This is a genomic window from Stutzerimonas stutzeri (genome assembly GCF_000590475.1).
Classification (GTDB): domain Bacteria; phylum Pseudomonadota; class Gammaproteobacteria; order Pseudomonadales; family Pseudomonadaceae; genus Stutzerimonas; species Stutzerimonas stutzeri_D.
Genome location: NZ_CP007441.1, coordinates 140,847 through 158,324 on the forward strand (window position 1 = coordinate 140,847; position 17,478 = coordinate 158,324).

19 protein-coding genes are annotated in these 17,478 nt (G+C 62.9%); 9 read left to right on the forward strand and 10 right to left on the reverse strand.

The annotated features are described in order from the left end of the window. Nucleotides 1-18: 18 nt before the first annotated feature. On the reverse strand, nt 19-300 hold the full coding sequence (locus CH92_RS00655) for a DUF2782 domain-containing protein (protein ID WP_025239872.1): 282 nt from the start codon (nt 298-300) through the stop codon (nt 19-21). 76 nt (nt 301-376) lie between these two features. On the opposite strand from CH92_RS00655, the gene polA reads away from it, so the two are divergent. Then, complete coding sequence (polA, locus tag CH92_RS00660; RefSeq protein WP_025239873.1) at nt 377-3,121, forward strand: DNA polymerase I; 2,745 nt, start codon at nt 377-379, stop codon at nt 3,119-3,121. 315 nt (nt 3,122-3,436) lie between these two features. Here polA and CH92_RS00665 read toward each other — a convergent pair whose 3' ends face one another. The 6 genes from CH92_RS00665 to CH92_RS00690 all read right to left on the reverse strand — a co-directional run bounded on the left by CH92_RS00665 (nt 3,437) and on the right by CH92_RS00690 (nt 7,220). After that, a complete protein-coding gene (locus tag CH92_RS00665) occupies nt 3,437-5,395 on the reverse strand; it encodes a DUF4105 domain-containing protein (RefSeq protein ID WP_025239874.1) in 1,959 nt (652 codons plus the stop codon). Next, entirely contained in the window at nt 5,392-5,712 is a 321-nt protein-coding gene (locus tag CH92_RS00670; RefSeq protein WP_025239875.1) for a DUF2388 domain-containing protein, read from the reverse strand. Before CH92_RS00670 ends, CH92_RS00665 begins: the two co-directional genes overlap by 4 nt. Before the next feature lie 24 nt (nt 5,713-5,736). Then, nucleotides 5,737-6,030, reverse strand: a complete 294-nt coding sequence (locus CH92_RS00675) for a DUF2388 domain-containing protein (protein ID WP_025239876.1) — start codon at nt 6,028-6,030, stop codon at nt 5,737-5,739. A gap of 87 nt (nt 6,031-6,117) precedes the next feature. Further along, nucleotides 6,118-6,435: a DUF2388 domain-containing protein gene (locus tag CH92_RS00680; protein ID WP_025239877.1), complete on the reverse strand. Its 318-nt coding sequence runs from the start codon at nt 6,433-6,435 to the stop codon at nt 6,118-6,120. A gap of 106 nt (nt 6,436-6,541) precedes the next feature. Beyond that, entirely contained in the window at nt 6,542-6,742 is a 201-nt protein-coding gene (locus tag CH92_RS00685; protein ID WP_025239878.1) for a DUF1127 domain-containing protein, read from the reverse strand. A 163-nt stretch (nt 6,743-6,905) separates the two neighbouring features. Beyond that, nucleotides 6,906-7,220: a putative quinol monooxygenase gene (locus tag CH92_RS00690; protein ID WP_025239879.1), complete on the reverse strand. Its 315-nt coding sequence runs from the start codon at nt 7,218-7,220 to the stop codon at nt 6,906-6,908. Nucleotides 7,221-7,373: 153 nt separating this feature from the next. Between CH92_RS00690 and CH92_RS00695 the strand changes: the two genes are divergently transcribed. Beyond that, complete coding sequence (locus CH92_RS00695; RefSeq protein WP_025239880.1) at nt 7,374-7,958, forward strand: NAD(P)H-dependent oxidoreductase; 585 nt, start codon at nt 7,374-7,376, stop codon at nt 7,956-7,958. Nucleotides 7,959-8,031: 73 nt separating this feature from the next. Here CH92_RS00695 and CH92_RS00700 read toward each other — a convergent pair whose 3' ends face one another. From CH92_RS00700 to CH92_RS00710, 3 genes are read right to left on the reverse strand one after another with little or no spacing between them, the layout of a single operon-like run. Beyond that, nucleotides 8,032-9,483, reverse strand: coding sequence for an NAD(P)(+) transhydrogenase (Re/Si-specific) subunit beta (locus tag CH92_RS00700; protein WP_025239881.1), 1,452 nt, complete (start codon nt 9,481-9,483; stop codon nt 8,032-8,034). Next, nucleotides 9,480-9,812 carry an NAD(P) transhydrogenase subunit alpha gene (locus CH92_RS00705; protein ID WP_025239882.1) on the reverse strand — a complete coding sequence of 111 codons (333 nt, stop codon included), beginning with the start codon at nt 9,810-9,812 and terminating at the stop codon, nt 9,480-9,482. The genes CH92_RS00700 and CH92_RS00705 overlap by 4 nt, the downstream gene beginning before the upstream one ends. 14 nt (nt 9,813-9,826) lie before the next feature. Then, nucleotides 9,827-10,948 (reverse strand): Re/Si-specific NAD(P)(+) transhydrogenase subunit alpha, encoded by a 1,122-nt coding sequence (locus CH92_RS00710; RefSeq protein WP_025239883.1) that lies wholly within the window; start codon nt 10,946-10,948, stop codon nt 9,827-9,829. Nucleotides 10,949-11,474: 526 nt separating this feature from the next. Here CH92_RS00710 and gspE point away from each other — a divergent pair. The 7 genes from gspE to gspK all read left to right on the forward strand — a co-directional run bounded on the left by gspE (nt 11,475) and on the right by gspK (nt 17,477). Further along, nucleotides 11,475-12,989 carry a type II secretion system ATPase GspE gene (gene gspE, locus CH92_RS00715; RefSeq protein ID WP_025239884.1) on the forward strand — a complete coding sequence of 505 codons (1,515 nt, stop codon included), beginning with the start codon at nt 11,475-11,477 and terminating at the stop codon, nt 12,987-12,989. A 154-nt stretch (nt 12,990-13,143) separates the two neighbouring features. Continuing rightward, nucleotides 13,144-14,358, forward strand: a complete 1,215-nt coding sequence (gene xcpS, locus CH92_RS00720) for a GspF family T2SS innner membrane protein variant XcpS (RefSeq protein ID WP_025239885.1) — start codon at nt 13,144-13,146, stop codon at nt 14,356-14,358. Between the two features lie 5 nt (nt 14,359-14,363). Then, complete coding sequence (gspG, locus tag CH92_RS00725) at nt 14,364-14,798, forward strand: type II secretion system major pseudopilin GspG (RefSeq protein ID WP_038623225.1); 435 nt, start codon at nt 14,364-14,366, stop codon at nt 14,796-14,798. 3 nt (nt 14,799-14,801) lie between these two features. Then, complete coding sequence (gene gspH, locus CH92_RS00730) at nt 14,802-15,377, forward strand: type II secretion system minor pseudopilin GspH (RefSeq protein ID WP_025239887.1); 576 nt, start codon at nt 14,802-14,804, stop codon at nt 15,375-15,377. Continuing rightward, nucleotides 15,374-15,778: a type II secretion system minor pseudopilin GspI gene (gene gspI / locus CH92_RS00735; protein ID WP_025239888.1), complete on the forward strand. Its 405-nt coding sequence runs from the start codon at nt 15,374-15,376 to the stop codon at nt 15,776-15,778. Before gspH ends, gspI begins: the two co-directional genes overlap by 4 nt. Continuing rightward, nucleotides 15,775-16,497 (forward strand): type II secretion system minor pseudopilin GspJ, encoded by a 723-nt coding sequence (gene gspJ / locus CH92_RS00740; RefSeq protein ID WP_025239889.1) that lies wholly within the window; start codon nt 15,775-15,777, stop codon nt 16,495-16,497. The genes gspI and gspJ overlap by 4 nt, the downstream gene beginning before the upstream one ends. Beyond that, a complete protein-coding gene (gene gspK, locus CH92_RS00745) occupies nt 16,494-17,477 on the forward strand; it encodes a type II secretion system minor pseudopilin GspK (RefSeq protein WP_025239890.1) in 984 nt (327 codons plus the stop codon). Before gspJ ends, gspK begins: the two co-directional genes overlap by 4 nt. Nucleotide 17,478 lies beyond the last annotated feature (1 nt).

Consider the following 17,478-nt stretch of genomic DNA (forward strand, 5'->3'; position numbering starts at 1 on the left):
GTTAACGACGTCGCTGCGTTACCAGCTGAATATTTCCCAAGCGGGGATCAGCATATCCGGCTTGTCGGCGCGGATGAAATTGCTGTCGCCATCGGCACGTACCAGAAAGTACGGCTTGCCGGTCTTGGGGATGATCTTCACGGCATAGAGGAAGCCGTTGACGCGATATTCCTCGACGGTGCGCTCGCCTTCCTGGCGAATGGTCACGTCGGGCTCGCCCTCGACCGGCTCCTGGGCGAAGGCGGTCAGCGGCATCAACGCCAGCAGGCTGGCCAGCATCAGAGGTTTGATCGCGCGCATGATAACCTTGTCCCTTTGTCGTCAAGTGGTCCGATGCATTCTAGCTGCGGTCCCGCCGAAAAGGTTGATCCTGCTCATGAGCCAAGCGCCCCTCGTTCTGGTGGACGGTTCGTCCTACCTCTATCGCGCCTTTCACGCCCTGCCTCCGTTGACCACCTCCACCGGCAAGCCCACCGGGGCGGTGAAGGGCGTGCTGAACATGCTGCTGGCGCTGCGCCGGCAATACCCGGACAGCCCGTTCGCGGTGGTCTTCGATGCCAAGGGACCGACCTTCCGCGACACGCTGTTCGCCGAGTACAAGTCCCATCGCCCGCCGATGCCGGATGACCTGCGCAGTCAGGTCGAGCCATTGCATGCCAGCGTGCGTGCGCTGGGCATGCCGTTGCTGTGCGTCGATGGCGTGGAAGCCGATGACGTGATCGGCACCCTGGCGCGCCAATGCGCAGCACTCAAGCGCGACGTGATCATCTCCACTGGCGATAAGGACATGGCGCAGCTGGTCTGCCCGCACGTCACCCTGGTTAACACCATGACCGGCAGCGTCTACGACATCGAGGGGGTGAAGACCAAGTTCGGTGTCGGTCCGGAACTGATCATCGATTTCCTCGCGCTGATGGGCGACAAGGTCGACAACATCCCCGGCGTCCCCGGGGTCGGCGAGAAGACCGCCTGTGGCCTGCTCAACGGCATTCCGGGTGGTATCAAGGGGCTCTACGAGAATCTCGAAAAGGTCTGCGATCTGCCGATCCGCGGCGCCAAGTCGCTGGCGGCCAAACTCGAGGAGCATCGCACGGCGGCCTTCATGTCGTATGAGCTGGCAACCATCAAGATCGACGTTCCGCTGGATGTGCAGGTCGCCGATCTGATGCCGGGCGAGCCCCATCGCGAGGCGTTGATCGCGCTGTACCGTGAGCTGGAATTCAAGAACTGGCTCGACGAGCTGCTACGCGAAGCCAAGGCCGCCGGCGAGAACTGCGAGGTGCAGCCGGAGGACTGTTCGATCCAGGCCGAGGCCCGCTACAGCACGGTGCTCGATCAGGCCGAGTTCGACGGTTGGTTGGCACGCCTGCAGGTTGCTGACTGCTTCGCCTTCGACACCGAGACCACCAGCCTCGACGCGCAGAAGGCGCAGCTGGTCGGGCTCTCCTTCGCCATCGAGGCGGGCGAAGCCGCCTACGTGCCGCTTTGCCACAGCTACATGGGCGTGCCGCAGCAACTCGATCGCGATACGGTGCTTGCCGCGCTCAAGCCGCTGCTGGAGGATCCGGAAAAGCTGAAGATCTGCCAGCACGGCAAGTACGACATGAACGTGCTAATGCATTACGGCGTGGAGATACGCGGCATGTGTTTCGACACCATGCTCGAATCCTACGTGCTCGATGCCACCGCGACTCGGCACGACATGGACAGCCTGGCGCTGAAATATTTGGGCCGCGGCACCATCCGTTTCGAAGACATTGCCGGCAAGGGCGCCAAGCAACTGACCTTCGATCAGATCGCCATCGAGCAGGCCGGGCCCTATGCCGCCGAGGATGCCGACGTCACCTTGCGCCTGCACCAGACCTTGATGCGTAAGCTGGAGGCCACGCCGTCGTTGCTCAAGGTGCTCAACGAGATCGAGATGCCGCTGGTGCCGGTGCTGGCGCGCATCGAGCGCAACGGGGCTCTGGTCGATGCCAATCTGCTGGGGCTGCAGAGCGTCGAGATTGGCAACAAGCTCGTCGATCTGGAGCGGGAGGCCTATGACATCGCTGGTGAAGAGTTCAACCTCGGCTCACCCAAGCAGCTCTGCGCGATTCTCTATGACAAGCTCGGTTGCCCGGTGCTGTCGAAGACCGCCGGCGGCCAACCGTCCACTGCCGAAAGTGTGCTCGCTGACCTCGCCGAAAAGGATTACCCGTTACCCAAGGTGATCATGCAGCATCGCTCTCTTAGCAAGCTCAAGGGCACCTACACCGACAAGCTGCCGCTGCAGATCAATCCCCGCACCGGCCGCATCCACACCAGCTATCACCAGGCAGTGGCAGCGACTGGGCGACTGTCTTCATCAGACCCGAACCTGCAGAACATCCCAATCCGCACCGCCGAGGGTCGGCGCATCCGCCAGGCGTTCATTGCTGCGCCCGGCTACAAATTGCTGGCCGCCGACTACTCACAGATCGAACTGCGCATCATGGCCCACCTGGCCCAGGATGAAGGCTTGCTCTACGCCTTCCAGAACGACCTGGACGTGCATCGCGCCACCGCGGCCGAAGTGTTCGGCGTCGAGCTGGACCAGGTCAGCAATGATCAGCGGCGCAGCGCCAAGGCGATCAACTTCGGCCTGATCTACGGCATGAGCGCCTTCGGCCTGGCCAAGCAGATCGACGTCTCCCGCGGCGAGGCGCAGGCCTACATCGACCGTTACTTTGCGCGCTACCCCGGGGTGCTCGCCTATATGGAGCGCACCCGCGCCCAGGCGGCCGAGCAGGGCTATGTCGAGACCCTGTTCGGCCGCCGGCTGTATCTACCCGAAATCAACTCGAAGAACGGCGCCATGCGCAAGGGCGCCGAACGCACCGCGATCAATGCACCGATGCAGGGGACCGCGGCGGACATCATCAAGCGCGCCATGATCAGCGTCGACAACTGGCTGCAGCAGAGCGGGCTGGATGCCCGGGTGATCCTGCAGGTGCATGACGAATTGGTGGTCGAGGTCCGTGAAGATCTGGTCGAGCAGGTACGCGCGCAGATCTGCCCGCTGATGAGCCAGGCTGCCGAACTGGACGTGCCGCTGTTGGTCGAGGCCGGTGTCGGCAACAACTGGGACGAGGCGCATTGATTCGCGTGAGTCTTCCGCTGCGTAACGAATCGGCCTCGATTCGATAGGGTGACGCTGAAGTTTTTTTCAGGCGGCGATGAACTTCCGGAGCAAAGGGCCTGTCTGAGGCTACGAAGGGTGTGAAAGCCCTTCGATGCTCCTTGTTGTGTTAAGTGTTGGCAGATCTCTGGACCTCGCCCTAGCGGTCCGGATTTGGACCTCGAACTTCCCCCTCCCCCAACGAAGTTCGAGGTTTTTTTTCGTCCCGAGAAAAGTGGTGTGGACACACATTCAGACGTGCAGAACCCACAGCGTCTGAGCGCCTCACCAACGTTGTCAGGGCAATTGCATGCCGCCGCTGGCTTTGTACAGGCGCCGCAAGTGGTCGCGGATCTGCGTCAGGTTGGCCTCTACGCTCTCCAGCTCCACGCGACGCTCCTCGTGCAACAACAAGCGGACTTCTTCGTTCAGCGTCTCGGTGAGCTGCATGAGCCGCGCCTGGCGCTGGCTGCTTTGCTGCTCCAGTCGCTGCCACTCGCTGGCCTGCGGCAGGCCATAGCCGCTGCCATCGAGCAGCTGCGCCGGCTGGCTCAGATAGCCGCTGTTGGCGAGAATGCCCTGCAGGGTTTCATCGGCCTTGGCCAGGCTTGTATCGCCACGCTCGCGGCCGCCCAGGTAGCGCTTCTTGAGCTCCTCCTGAGCCAGTAGCAGATGTTTGCGCAGTGCGGCCTGTTCGACCAGCAGCAGCGCCGCGCTGGCGCGCAAATCAGCCTTCGCGATCCACGGGCGACGTTGCTCGGCAGTGAGCGCCAGCCATTGCTCTACATCTTCCTGCGGCAATCCGAGGCGCTCGCGAAGCACGGCGAACATCGCTTGGTAGCGGTCGCGATAGGAGTCGAAGCGGTAGCCCAGGCGCAACGCCTCGCGCGGATCGTCGAGCACGCTGGCGTCGGCCAGGCCGCGATTGATCAGGACTTCCAGCAACCCGCTGGGCAGGATGCTGTCCAGCGCGGTGAGTTCCGGCCGGGCGGTGCCGCTGCGTAGCAACTTGAGGGTTTCTACCGCGCAGTTATTGGACAGGAAGTAATAATCGCCGTCGTAGCTCCAGTGCATCTCGGCGCTGCGCTCGACCAGACTGTCGATTTCGTCGCGGTGCAGCTTGAGCGGGATCGAGGCGAGGCTGCGTAGTTCCACCTTGGTGTATTCGTCGATCACCTGGCCCAGCGGCAGGACGAACAGGCGTGACGGATAGACGCCCGTTAGACCGTCCCAGCTGGACAGTTGCACGTCACCGACGAAGGCGCGGAAAGACAGCACCAGATGATGGTCGAGATCCAGCCGACAATCCGGCCCACGTGGGCGTCCGGGGGCGCAGATGACCAGGCGCAGCATGCTGTGGCCCCAGCGGCTGACCCAGGCATCGTTGGCTTCGGCAAACAGGTAATCGACTTCGTAGACCCGCTCCGGATCGAGCTTGATCAAGGGCGTTCGCGCGAAATCGTGCCCGGCATTGAGGATTGGCAGGCCGCCGTCACACGCCTGCACATTGGCCGGTTGCCAGCCGAAATGCTCGCGAAAATAGCGATGCAATGAAGGCCGTCGGCAGGCGTAGCTGGGGTCGAGCAGGAAGTACTCCAGATTCACCGCGACGAACTCCAGCGGATTGGTCAGCTCGTAGGCGTCGGGGCTGCGCGCAATCTGGGCGTTTTTCCGCTCGCGTTCGCCGTGCTGGCCAACACGTTGGGGCCAGCCGGCGAGGTCGAGCAGACGTGGATCATCGCTGAGGGTGAAGCGGCGTTCGGTTTGCCCGCGGCAGCGGTCCGGCAACCCGACCAGGCCGAGACTGGCGGCACGTTGGGTGCAGAAGGCCAATTGCGTGTGGCGTTCGGGCGACCAGAGGCGAGCCCGATCATAGAGGTGCGCGATTTCGTGAATCAGCGTCGCCAACAGTTCGCGGCGAACGGTGCCATGGGGACGGTCGGTGCGCTGCGTGGCGGCGGAACCGTCGGTCAGCGAGGGCAGCAGGCGCCGGTTGAGCAGCAACAGATCGCCCCCCGCGCTGCCGTATACCTGGTGCGTCAGGCCGCCGTGCCAACGCACACGCACCTCGCGATCGAGCCGTTCGATCAACCTGGGCGGCAACGCCGCCGTGGCTTCATCGAGCAATTGCTGGCTGGCTGCGCGTTCGGCCGGTTTCAGCTCGTCGTCATCCAGCGTCAGGCGAAGATCGGCGTGACACAGATTGGTGAGCGCTGTGAGCGCAACGCAGGCCAGCCAGGCGCGAGCTGATCTCACTGCGCGAGAATGAGTTCGGCCAAGGCCTGATCGCTGGCGTGCCGGGCTTCCGGGAATGCGCTGCGCAGCCCGCCGAAAGCGGCTTCCAGGCGTGCACCGCGAATTTCACCTGCACTGGCGACGAAACCGGCGGCTTCGTCACGGGCTTCGCTGACGACCTTCATGTCGCTGATGCGGCTGGTGACGTCCGAGGTGAAGTTGATGCTGCGGTCCACCGCATTGATCACGATGTTGCTGGTGGCGACCAGCGTTTGGGCCTGGGCGCCACTGGTGAGCAGAGTCAATGCGAGGGGCGCGGCAAGCAGCTTCAGTTTCATATCGGTTCTCGTGAGTGCGGGTGGCTATTGGATGAGGATCGCTTCGGCCAGTTCCAGGTCGCTCGCAGCCAGCCGTGGCTGATGCGCGTGCAGCCAGCGCAATGCCGCTTCAAGCCGCGCGCCGCGCACCTCGCCATGGCTGGCGACGAAGCGGGCCGCGTCATCGCGCGAGTCGAGGATGAGTTTGTTATCGAATGGGGCGCTGGTCACCTGGCTGGCCACATAGCTGGAGGCGACGGTGCCGGCAATAGTGCTGTCGAATGCCTGCGCAGTGCCACAGAGAGCACAGCCGGCCAATACAAGGTAGAACGAACGCATGCGGATCCCGGTGCCTAAAAACAGCCGCATAGGCTAGCGAAACGCCGGCGTGACGGCCAGCGCCGCGGCCCGGGTGTGATGGCGCGGTCAGAGCGCCAGGATGGCGCTGGCCAGTTCCAGATCGCTGGCACTCAGCTCTGGTGCCTGGCTGCGGATATGGCCCAGCGCGGCCTCTAGCTGAGCTCCACGCGTTTCGCCATTGCTGGCAACGAAGCGGGCCGCATCGTCGCGGGCGTCGAGCACCAGCTTGTCGTCGCCGAGGTTCGAGGTGACGTCAGAGGTGCCTTCGACGCTATTGACCAGCGAGGCGCCGATGGCATCGACGGTCCCGGTGATACTTCCGGCCGAGGCGGTTCCCGCGAACAGACAGGCAGCGACGGCAGCGGACAACACATACTTGTTCATAAACTTCTCCAGGCTAGACGCGGCTTCCCACCGATAGCGGCTTTGACCCTTGAACAGGTAATGCCGTTCAGCTTAGGACGCACGATCTCTCCTGGAAAGAACGATGTCAGCGCCAGAATGGCTTCTCCAGCTCCGCCATGCGGTCGCTGCGGCTGATGCCGATGTCCGACAGATGATGGTCATCCAGCGCTGCCAGCTGGCGTCGGGTGCGAGCCCGTCGGCGCCACAGATGCAGCAGTTCAGCCAGTCGACGCAGCGATAGCGAGCCAGTGCCGAGCCTGAGCGTGCGGGGCAGTACGCGTTCCATCTGCCTTCTCCTTCCCGCCGGTTCGCGGGGATGGGTTATGGCTAGATAGGGTCGCGTGCTGCGCTGTTACGCAACAGTCACAGGGGCTGTGAATTGTGCCGGTTCAGTTGTGGGTGGTGATCAACTGTACTGATGTTTCGCTGACGAAACTGTTTGGCCCGACTCAACGCTTGGCGGATGAGGCGCTGAGCATTTCGATCGGGCGAACCTCGAAATCGCGGGTGAGGAAATCCATACGTTGCTCATGGAATTTGCGCATGTGCGGCAGGGCATTGTGCGCCGCCAGAGCCTTTGGTGACTGCCAGGCCTCGAAGAAGATGAACAGAGCAGGATCGTGGGCGTCGCGCAGCATGTGATATTCGAGGCAGCCCTCCTCGGCCCGGCTCGTGGCAACGTAGCGCTTGAACAGGGCCTCGAACTCAGCGGATTTTGCCGGTCGGGTATGGGCATGAAGGATGAAGGTACAGCGGTCATTCATGAGTCTGCTCCAGGGTGTGATGACCTAGCCTAAGGCATGAACGAATCGCCAATTCGTGACGTTCAGTCAAATCGCTTTTGCTGAATGCGCTCTGTTTCATCTCAACTGGAATCGTTAGGCTGCTTGCCATTCTTTTTTGCTGGATACGATCTCATGAAAAAAGTGCTGCTCCTCAACGGTGCTAAACAGTTCGCCCATTCCGACGGCCGCTACAACACCACGTTGCATGAAACCGCACTGAGAGTTCTCGACCGTGCCGGTTTCGATGTACAGGAGACCCAGATTGATGCTGGCTACGACCTCGCCGAAGAAGTCGCCAAGTTTCTCTGGGCAGATGTAGTCATCTATCAGATGCCAGGTTGGTGGATGGGCGCGCCCTGGATCGTAAAGAAATACCTCGACGAGGTATTCACCGAGGGCCACGGCAGCCTCTACGCCAATGACGGACGCACGCGTTCCGATGCGTCGCAGAAGTACGGCAGTGGCGGCCTGTTGCAGGGCAAGCAGTACATGATCTCGGCGACATGGAACGCGCCGCAGCAGGCCTTTGACGATCCAAGCGACTTCTTCGAAGGCAAGGGCGTCGATGCCGTCTACTTCCCGTTTCACAAGGCCAACGAATTCTTGGGGATGACAGGGTTGCCGACCTTTTTGAGCGTCGACGTGATGAAACAGCCGTCGATCGAAGCCGACGTTCAGCGTTACGAGGCGCACTTGACCAAGGTTTTCGGATTCTGATCAGCCAGAAGGCCAGAACAAACAAAACCCCTCGCGGCAAAGCCGGGAGGGGTTCTGGTGTCGCAAGTGTCGCTTATTCCACAGCCTTGACTATGTCCTCGACGACCTTCTTGGCGTCGCCGAAGACCATCATGGTCTTATCCATGTAGAACAGTTCGTTATCCAGGCCCGCATAGCCGCTGGCCATGGAGCGCTTGTTGACGATAACCGTCTTGGCTTTGTAAGCCTCGAGGATCGGCATGCCGGCGATGGGCGACTTGGGATCGTTCTTCGCCGCCGGGTTGACCACGTCGTTGGCGCCGAGCACCAGCACCACGTCGGCCTGGCCGAACTCGGAGTTGATGTCTTCCATCTCGAAGACCTGCTCGTACGGCACCTCGGCCTCGGCCAGCAGCACGTTCATGTGGCCGGGCATCCGCCCTGCGACCGGGTGGATCGCGTACTTCACGGTCACGCCCATGTGCGTCAGCTTTTCCGCCAGCTCGTTCAGCGCATGCTGAGCGCGGGCCACCGCCAAGCCATAGCCGGGGACGATGATCACGGTATCGGCGTTCGACAGCAGGAAGGCAGCGTCATCGCTGGAACCGGATTTCACCGGGCGCTGCTCCTTGCTTCCTGTCGCCGGGCCGGCATCGGCGTCGCCACCAAATCCACCGAGGATGACGTTGAAGAACGAGCGGTTCATCGCCTTGCACATGATGTAGGAGAGGATCGCGCCGCTCGAACCCACCAGCGAACCGGCGATGATCAGCATCGAGTTGTTCAGCGAAAAGCCGATGCCGGCCGCGGCCCAGCCCGAATAGCTGTTGAGCATCGAGACCACCACCGGCATGTCGGCTCCGCCGATGGGGATGATGATCAGCACGCCGATGACGAAGGCCAGCGCCACCAGAATCATGAACGCGGTGAAGTTGCCGCTGAAGGTGTAGATCAGACCCAGCACCAGAATCGCCACGCCAACGGCGAGGTTGATCTTGTGCTGGTTGGGGAACGACACCGGCGCGCCCTGGAACAGGCGAAACTTGTATTTGCCCGACAGCTTGCCGAACGCAATCACCGAACCGGAGAAGGTGATGGCGCCGATGGCTGCACCGAGGAACAGTTCCAGGCGATTACCGGCAGGGATCGGATAACCGATGGCCTGGACGATGCCCAGCGACTGCGGCTCCAGCACCGCGGCGATGGCGATAAACACTGCGGCCAGGCCGATCATGCTGTGCATGAAGGCGACCAGCTCGGGCATCTTGGTCATCTCGACGCGCTTGGCCATCAGCGTGCCGACGCTGCCACCGATCAACAGACCGAGGACGATGAAGCCCAGGCCGCTCCAGGGGCTGGCGCTCTCGACCAGCTGCGCGCCGAGCTTGAACACCAGGAATACCGTGGTGACCACGGCGATGCCCATGCCGATCATGCCGAACAGGTTGCCGCGGCGTGAGGTGGTCGGGTGCGACAGGCCTTTCAAGGCCTGGATGAAGCTCACCGAAGCGATGAGGTAGAGCAGGGTGATGAGGTTCATGCTCATGGCTTGGACTCCGCCTTGGCGCTGCCTGCAACAGAAGCGCGCTCCTTCTTCTTGAACATTTCCAGCATGCGACGGGTCACCAGGAAGCCACCAAACACATTGACTGCAGCCAGGGTCACCGCCAGCGTGCCCATCAGCTTGCCCATCGGGGTAACGGTCAGGGCGGCGGCGAGCATGGCGCCGACGATAACGATCGCCGAAATCGCGTTGGTGACCGCCATCAGCGGCGTGTGCAGCGCGGGGGTGACGTTCCAGACCACGTGGTAGCCGACGTAGATCGCCAGCACGAAGATGATCAGGTTGTAGATGCCATCAGATATCAGGTCCATTTTTTCGGGCTCCCTTAACCGTTGGTGCGCACGACCTGGCCGTCGCGGCACATCAGGCACGCGGCGACGATGTCGTCTTCAAGATTGAGCTGGAACCGGGCTTCGCCATCGATCACCAGCTTGAGGAAGTCCAGCAGGTTGCGTGCGTATAGCGCCGAAGCATCCGCCGGCACGAGGGTCGCCAGGTTGGTGTAGCCAACCAGGGTCACGCCGTGCTTGACCACCACCTGATCGGCTTCGGTCAATGGACAGTTACCGCCCTGGGAGGCGGCGAGGTCGATCACCACCGAGCCGGGCTTCATCTGCTGCACGGTTTCTTCCTGCAGCAGCGTCGGCGCCTTGCGGCCCGGAATCAGTGCGGTGGTGATGATGATGTCGGCCTGCTTGGCGCGCTCGTGCACCGCCTGGGCCTGGCGAGCCATCCAGGATGCGGGCATCGGCCGAGCGTAACCGCCGACGCCTTCGGCGCATTCACGCTCTTCATCGGTCTCGCACGGGACGTCGACGAACTTCGCGCCGAGCGATTCAATCTGCTCTTTCACCGCCGGACGCACGTCGGAGGCCTCGATGACCGCGCCCAGGCGTTTGGCCGTGGCAATCGCTTGTAGTCCTGCGACTCCGGCACCGAGGATCAGCACGCGTGCGGCTTTCACCGTACCGGCGGCGGTCATCAACATCGGCATGAAGCGCGGATACTGATTGGCGGCGACCATCACCGACTTGTAGCCGGCGATGTTGGCTTGCGAGGACAGCACGTCGAGGCTCTGCGCGCGAGAGGTGCGCGGTGCGGCTTCCAGGGCGAAGGCGGTGATGCCGCGTTCGGCCATGCGTGCAATGTTTTCGTTGTCGAAGGGATTGAGCATGCCGACCAAGACCGTGCCTGACTGCATCTGCGCCAGTTCGGTTTCGCTCGGTGCGTTCACCTTCAGCAGGATCTCTGCTGCGAACGCCGCAGCGGCATCGGCGATGGTTGCGCCTGCCGCTTCAAAGGCACTGTCCGGGATGCTGGCTTGTACGCCTGCACCGCTCTGCACAGTGACCTGATGCCCTTGGCCGATCAGCTTCTTAATGGTTTCCGGTGTCGCGGCAACGCGCGTTTCACCGGGCCTGGTTTCGAGAGGAACGCCAATGTGCATTGTTCTTGTTCTCCTGCTTGATCGTAACCAGCGGCGGTGCACGGTAGGCCGGCTATTGAGCTGCTGGTGGTACTTTTCGCCCGGCCACTGCGGATGGTGGTCGGGTGTAAATCGGCTGACGGGCCCCTGCACTGCTGGTTGAGACCGTTGCGGCGCGGCATTCTGCAAGGGCTGGACGAATCAAACAACCGTTTTAATCAGAACGCCATCGTACCGCTCCGTTCAAAAGGTGACCGTTAGGTTGCTTTGTATCGCTGCAGGCAGCGTCCGTATTGGATTCGACCTTCGTCTAAGGTTCCATAACGGATTATGTATGGCGCAATCATGAATGGCCGGCCATAGATGCGGTATCCGCTCGCAGCCTTGGCTATATTCGACCTTGGGTGCCGGTTTGCCGACCGGGTCGTAAACGGTGACGAAAAAAGCGCCAGAGATTGCAATGTCATGTGTTCCTTGTAGTCCAAAGCGGTTCGTCGCACTGGCTCAAGGGCGACATGCTCATAGCTTTTAGCGGGGAAACTTCAGCATGGCCGAACTGGACGTGAACGAAATAACCACTCTGCTGGACGAGCCGGCTCAGCGGCGGTTGCCTTTCGCCTTCGCCCGGCGCCATGGGGTGATCCTGCTGGAACGCCCGGACGGCGTGCGTTTGTGCGCACGCGAGGGCGCCCCGTTGACTGCCTTGCAAGAGGCGCAGCGCATCGCGGGTGGCCCGCTGGCGATGCAATGGCTGGCGCAGGAGGAATTCGAACAGGCACTAAGCGCGGCTTACCAGCACGACTCCTCGGCGGCGATGCTGATGGTCGAGGGGCTGGGCGACGAGATGGACCTGCACAGCCTGGCCGACCAGATTCAGGAAACCGAAGATTTGCTTGAGCAGGAGGACGATGCGCCGATCATCCGCCTGATCAACGCCATCCTCGGCGAAGCGATCAAGGAAAACGCTTCGGATATCCACGTCGAGACCTTCGAGAAGCGCCTGGTGATCCGCTTTCGCATCGACGGTATTCTCCGCGAAGTGGTGCAGCCCAAGCGCGAATTGGCCGCGCTGCTGGTGTCGCGGATCAAGGTCATGGCGCGGCTGGACATCGCCGAGAAGCGCATCCCCCAGGACGGCCGGATTTCCCTGCGGGTCGGCGGTCGTGAGGTGGACATCCGCGTCTCGACGCTGCCTTCGGCCAATGGCGAGCGTGTTGTGCTGCGTCTGCTGGACAAGCAGGCCGGGCGCCTGACCTTGCGCCATCTGGGGATGAGCGACCGTGATCGGAAGGTGATGGAGCAGGCGGTGCAGAAGCCGCACGGGATCATTCTCGTCACCGGCCCCACCGGTTCGGGTAAGACCACCACGCTCTACGCCAGCCTGGTCACGCTCAACGACCGCTCGCGCAACATCCTCACCGTCGAAGACCCCATCGAATACAACCTCGAAGGTATTGGCCAGACCCAAGTCAACACCAAGGTCGACATGACCTTCGCCCGTGGGCTGCGCGCGATCCTGCGCCAGGACCCGGACGTGGTGATGGTGGGTGAGATCCGTGACCAGGAAACCGCCGACATGGCCGTGCAGGCCTCGCTCACCGGTCACTTGGTACTCTCAACCCTGCACACCAACAGCGCCATCGGGGCGGTGACACGCTTGGTGGACATGGGAGTCGAGCCGTTCCTGATTTCCTCGTCGCTGCTCGGCGTGCTGGCCCAACGCCTCGTGCGAGTGCTGTGTAATGACTGCAAACGCGCCTATGTCGCCGACGAGGCCGAATGCGCGCTGTTCGGCCTGGACCCGAGCCAGGCGCCGACGCTGTACCACGCCGAGGGTTGTGACGTCTGTCGGCAGCTGGGCTACCGTGGGCGGACCGGCATCTACGAGTTGGTGATGTTCGACGACACCCTGCGCAGCATGATCCATACCCGTGCAGCCGAGCAGGACATGGTCCGTCACGCACGTCGTCTGGGGCCTAGCATTCGCGAGGATGGCCTGCGCAAGGTGCGAGAAGGCGTGACCACTATCGAAGAAGTGCTGCGCGTGACGCGGGAGGAATAACGGTGAAGGGCTCGTTGTATTTCACCGACATGATCGTGGTCGAGCGCGCCTTTGCGAGCGTTCCACCTCGCCATGAGCGGAAGGCCCAAGCACCTACGCCCCATGATGGCGTTCTCGCTCAGGCATGGCTTGCCTGCGCTGTGGGGTCGCGCTGATGGCCGCGTTTGAATATGTCGCGCTCGACCCGCGCGGTCGCGAGCAGAAAGGCCTGATCGAGGCGGACAGCGCGAGGCAGGCGCGGCAGCTGTTGCGCGAGAAACAATGGTCGCCGCTGGAAGTCAAACAAGCTAAAGCCAAGGAAGACAGCGGCGGGGGCGGCTTCGCCTTCGGTCGCGGCCTCTCGGCTCGCGATCTGGCGCTGGTGACCCGCCAGCTCGCCACATTGGTCCAGGCCGCGCTTCCCATCGAGGAGGCTCTGCGCGCCACGGCGGCGCAATCGACCTCGCAGAAGATCAAGTCAATGTTGCTGGCGGTGCGCGCACGGGTGATGGAGGGGCATAGCCTGGCGGGATCGCTGCGCGAGTACCCGTCTGCGTTTCCGGAATTGTATCGCGCCACCGTCGCGGCGGGCGAGCATGCCGGTCATCTCGGCCTGGTACTCGATCAGCTGGCCGATTACACCGACCAGCGCCAGCAATCGCGGCAGAAGATTCAACTGGCGCTGCTGTATCCGGTGATCCTGCTGGTGGCCTCGCTTGCGATCGTGGTGTTGCTGCTGGGCTACGTGGTGCCGGATGTGGTCAAGGTATTCGTCAACACCGGCCAGGCATTGCCGGTGCTGACCACTGGTCTGATTGCGGTCAGCGAGGCGGTGCAGCGCTGGGGCTGGCTGATGTTCGTGGGGATCGTCGTCGTTGGCTTTGGTATGCGTCAGGCGCTGCGCGACGAGACGATCAAGCGCCGCTGGCATGCGTTCATTCTGCGCATTCCACTGGTTGGACGGCTGGCACGGGCGACCAACACCGCGCGTTTTGCCTCGACGCTGGCGATCCTCACCCGCAGCGGCGTGCCGCTGGTCGACGCCCTGGGCATCGCCGCGGCGGTGATCGCCAACCTGCGTATTCGCGACAAGGTCATCGAGGCGGCGCAGCGGGTGCGCGAAGGCGGCAGCCTGACCCGGGCACTGGATGCCACCGGCGAGTTCCCGCCGATGATGCTGCACATGATCGCCAGCGGCGAGAAATCCGGCGAGCTCGACCAGATGCTCGCCCGCACTGCGCGCAATCAGGAAAACGACCTGGCCGCACAGATCTCGTTGCTGGTCGGTCTTTTCGAGCCCTTCATGCTGGTGTTCATGGGGGGTGTGGTATTGGTGATCGTCCTGGCGATCCTGCTGCCGATCCTTTCTCTCAATCAACTGGTGGGCTAGTGAGCATGACGTTGAACGACCGCAGACAGAGGGGCTTCACCCTCATTGAAATCATGGTGGTGGTGGTGATCCTCGGGATCCTCGCCGCGCTGGTGGTGCCGCAGGTGATGAACCGCCCGGACCAGGCCAAGGTGACCGTGGCCAAGGGCGATATCAAGGCGATCAGTGCCGCCCTCGACATGTACAAGCTGGACAACTATTCCTATCCCAGCACTCAGCAGGGTCTGGATGCGCTGGTGGAAAAGCCCGGTGGCAATCCACAGCCGAAGAACTGGAATCGCGACGGCTACCTCAAGCGCGTACCCAAGGATCCCTGGGGCAACGAATATCAGTACCTGTCGCCGGGCACCCAGGGCCAATTCGATCTGTACTCCTACGGTGCCGATGGCAAGCAGGGCGGTTCTGAGCTGAACACGGATATCGGTAGCTGGGACCTTTGATCGATGCGCCGGGCGCGCCGGAACGGCGGCTTCACGCTGATCGAGCTGCTGGTGGTGATCGTCATCCTCGGCAGTCTGGTGGGCTTGGCGATGTTGTCGATCGGCAGTACCAGCTCTTCGCGTGAGGTCCGCGACGAAGCGCAGCGACTGGCCACGCTGATCGGCCTGATGGCCGACGAGGCCGTACTCGACAGCCGCGAGTACGGCCTGCTGTTCAGCCGTGATGGCTATCGGGTAATGCACTATGACGAGGCTGAAGCGCGTTGGCGCGATGCCGGAGACGACAAGGCGCATATAGCGCCGGAGTGGATACAGCTGGAGCTGGAACTCGATGGCTCACCCTTGAAGCTGGTGGCGCCGGTCAAGCGCGAGGACGACCCCATCGGGCTCGCGAAGGAGGGCGACCGCGAGCGCCGGCGCGCGCCTCGCGTGCAGCCGCAACTGTTGATCCTGTCCAGCGGCGAGCTTTCGCCCTTTACCCTGACCTTCTCCGATCAACGACCGGGCGGCACCGGCTGGGTCGTTTCCAGTGATGGCTTTCGCATGCCCCGTGCCGAACCGCAGGACGCGCGCCGATGAGCCGCATCCCGCTGCGCTCGCGCGGTTTCACCTTGCTGGAAGTGATGGTGGCGCTGGCAATTTTCGCCATCGTCGCCGCGGTGGTGCTGACCGCCGCCGGGCGCAGCGTGAACAATGCCGGGCGGCTGGAAGCACTGACGCTAGCCGGCTGGATCGCCGATAACCGCCTCACCGAACTGCAATTGCAGCAGCCGGCACCGAGCATCGGTCGCGAGGACCAGGAACTGGAATTCGGCGGCCGCCAATGGCAAACGCTCAGTGAGGTGGAGACCAGCGGCACGCCGGGCCTGCTGCGCATCCGCGTCTGGGTGGCGGCCGTCGAGCCGCGCCGCAGCGATTCGGGTTCTATCGAACAGCGCGCCGTTACCAGCCTGACTGGCTTCGTCGGAGTCGATCCATGAGCAGCCGAGGGCTGATGCGCCGTGCCGTGGCGGGCTTTACCTTGCTGGAGTTGCTGATCGCCATCGCCCTGTTCGCGCTGTTGGGGCTGGCGACTTACCGCATGCTCGAAGCGGTGTTGCGCAGCGACGAGGTGGTGCGCGCTCAGGAAACCGAGCTGCGCCAGCTCGGTCGGGCAGTGTGGCGTTTCGAACAGGACCTGGTTCAGGCCGTGCCGCGGCCGGTGCGCGACGGTTATGGCGATGAGCAGAACGCCGTCATCGGTCAGCTGTCGAGCGCCGAAGGCGGCGCTTCCCTGGAGCTGACCCGCAGCGGCTGGCGTAACCCCACCGGGATGCGACGATCCAATCTGCAGCGGGTGCGCTGGCGCCTCGCCGGTGAAAACCTGGAACGGCTCTACTGGGTCGTCCTCGATCGCGATGTGGACAGCGAGCCACGGGTGCAGCGAGTGCTCGAAGGTGTGACCGAGCTGCGCCTGCGCTACCTCGATGCGGAGAACGCCTGGCATGAGGAATGGCCCCCCTTTGACTTCGGCCGTGGAAACCCTGACGAGCAGGCGCGGCGGTTGCCAGTCGCTGTCGAGGTGTCGTTCGACCATCAACGTTACGGCACCATTACCCGGCTGCTGCGCCTGCCCGACGGCCCCACGCCAGCGCCGCAGTTCATTCAGCCTGACTCACAGGGCGTGCCGGAGCCCGATGGCGAAGGAGAGATGCAATGAAGCCCCAGCGCGGCGTCGCGCTGATTACCGTGTTGCTGGTTGTGGCCATCGTCACCGTGGTCTGCGCCGGCATGATTGCCCGTCAGCAGCTGTCGATTCGCGGCACCGCCAACCAGATGCAGGCGCGCCAGGCCTGGCACTACGCCCTGGGCGGTGAAGCCTTGGCGCGGTCGATCCTGCGCCGCGATCTGCAGGCGTCGGGCAACGGCACCGAAGTGCCCGCCATCGATCATCTGCTCGAGCCCTGGGCTTTGCCGCAGCCGGCCTACGACCTCGACGAAGGCCAAGGTCAGGTTCAGGTCCGCATCGAAGATCTGACCGGGCGCTTCAATCTCAATAGCCTGGTGCAGGAACAGCAGCCCAACGCCGCGGCGCTGGCGCAGTTTCGTCGGCTGCTGCTGCGCCTGCAGATCAGCGAACCCTACGCCGAGCGCCTGCTTGATTGGCTGGACAGCGATCAACAGCCCAGTGGTGAACTGGGCGCCGAAGACAATGCCTATCTGCTGCTCGATCCGCCCTACCGCACCGCGGGACGGCGTCTCGAAGACATTTCCGAGCTGCGCTTGCTGCTCGACATGCGCGACGAGGATTTCCAGCGCTTGGCGCCCTACGTCAGCGCACTACCGGCAGATACCCCGCTGAACGTCAACACGGCCAGCGCCATGGTGCTGTCGAGCCTCGCCGACAGCCTCAGCCCGAGCGCTGCCGAAGCGCTGGTGCAGGCACGCCAGTCCAGTGGTTTTCGCGATGTTGCGAGCTTCATGGCGCAACCGGCGCTTGGCGGTGTCAAATTGGAAGGCACCAGCGTGGCGGTGACGAGCCAGTTGTTTCAAGCCACCAGCGAGGTGCGCCTGGCTGATCGCCGGCTGGCGCTGGTAAGCCGGTTGCGGCGCGAGGATAACGGCGATATTCGTGTCCTCCAGCGAAACCTGGGGCAACCACCACGGTTGCTCCGTCAAACCAACAACGGAGAGCGATAGC